Source organism: Robiginitalea sp., from assembly GCF_049588695.1.
Taxonomy (GTDB): domain Bacteria; phylum Bacteroidota; class Bacteroidia; order Flavobacteriales; family Flavobacteriaceae; genus Robiginitalea.
In genome coordinates, this window is the sequence record NZ_JBAVZJ010000093.1 from 1 (window position 1) to 1,534 (window position 1,534).

Annotated in this window: 3 protein-coding genes; all 3 read left to right on the forward strand. The window is 47.7% G+C overall.

The window, feature by feature from the left end; translation table 11 throughout:
- Positions 1–677: 4-phosphopantoate--beta-alanine ligase (locus WBV75_RS01980; RefSeq protein WP_424118979.1), on the forward strand; the 677-nt coding region annotated here is incomplete at its 5' end.
- Between the two features lie 11 nt (positions 678–688).
- Entirely contained in the window at positions 689–1,039 is a 351-nt protein-coding gene (gene panD, locus WBV75_RS01985) for an aspartate 1-decarboxylase (RefSeq protein ID WP_424118980.1), read from the forward strand.
- A gap of 2 nt (positions 1,040–1,041) precedes the next feature.
- The coding region (locus tag WBV75_RS01990) for a lysylphosphatidylglycerol synthase transmembrane domain-containing protein (RefSeq protein WP_424118981.1) at positions 1,042–1,534 on the forward strand (493 nt) is incomplete at its 3' end.

The following is a 1,534-nucleotide window of genomic DNA, read 5'->3' on the forward strand; positions in this document are numbered from 1 at the left end:
ACCCTACACAGTTCAATAATCCCCAGGATCTTCTCAAGTATCCCAAAACCCTGGATACAGACCTGGACAAATTAAATGATCTGGATTGTCCCATCTCGGTTTTTGCGCCTGAGGTATCTGAAATGTACGGAGCGTCACCCGATGCCAGGACATACGATTTCGGAAACCTGGAACAGGTGATGGAGGGGGTTTTCCGCCCCGGGCATTTTAACGGTGTCGCAACCATCGTCGAGGTCCTGCTGCGTCTTATCCTACCCGATCGGGTATATTTTGGGGAGAAAGACTATCAGCAGCTCCAGGTGGTGCGGCAAATGGTAAAACAAAAAGAAATACCGGTGTCTATTGTTCCCTGCCCTATTGTGCGGGAGACAGACGGGCTGGCGATGAGCTCACGAAATACCCTACTGACAAATAGTCTGAGAAAAGAAGCCGGATTCCTCTATAATATGCTTCAGGAAGTCAAAAATAGCTTTGGCACGAAAAATGCAAATGAGATCGCGGAATTTGTCCGTGAAGCCTTTAAGGCCCACCCGGACTTTAAACTCGAATATTTTAGTATTGCCGATGCGGAGACCTTGCTCCCGGTTGGCACTATAGACAAATCGAAAAAATACAGGGCCTTTATCGCAGCCTACCTCGGAGGAGTTCGCCTGATCGATAACCTGTCCCTGAACTAAATGTCACAGGAATGCAAATTCAAGTAGTCAAATCTAAAGTACACCGCGTCCGGGTAACAGGCGCAGACCTTAATTATATTGGCAGTATCACTATAGACGAGGATCTTATGGATGCCGCCAACCTCATCCGGGGAGAAAAAGTCCAAATTGTCAACAATAATAATGGGGAGCGTTTGGAAACCTATGTTATTCCCGGTCCAAGGGGTAGTGGAGAGCTTACCCTCAATGGGGCGGCTGCGCGTAAAGTTGCCGTTGGAGATATCCTGATTATCATCGCGTATGCGTGGATGAATATAGAAGAGGCAAGGGACTTTAATCCGGCCCTGGTTTTTCCCAACGAGGAAACCAACCTGCTCAACTAATTGTGAAAGCACGTACGAAAAAGGCGCTAAAAACAATACTTCCCATTGCCCTGGGCGTTGCTTTGGTTGCCTATTCGTATCTTATCACCTCACCCGAAGACCGTTTACAGATTCTCAAATACATCCGGGAAGCAAATCCTTTTTGGATTTTACTCTCGCTGGGAATCGGCTTTTTAAGCCACTTGTCCCGGGCCATAAGGTGGAACTACCTGCTCGAACCTTTGGGATATCAGCCCCGGGTCCGCAACAACCTCCTTCTGGTACTTTCTGCATATTTTGCCAATCTCGGTATCCCCAGATCCGGAGAAGTCCTCCGTGCCACAGGCCTGTCGACCTATGAAGGCGTCCCTTTTCAAAAAGGGTTTGGAACCATAGTGACCGAACGCGTTATCGATGTGATCATGTTACTCCTTGTGATCCTTATGGCATTGTTCTCTCAAACTAAAATTATCGCTGGATATCTGGAAGAGAGTGGCTTTGGGTTATGGGCTTCAA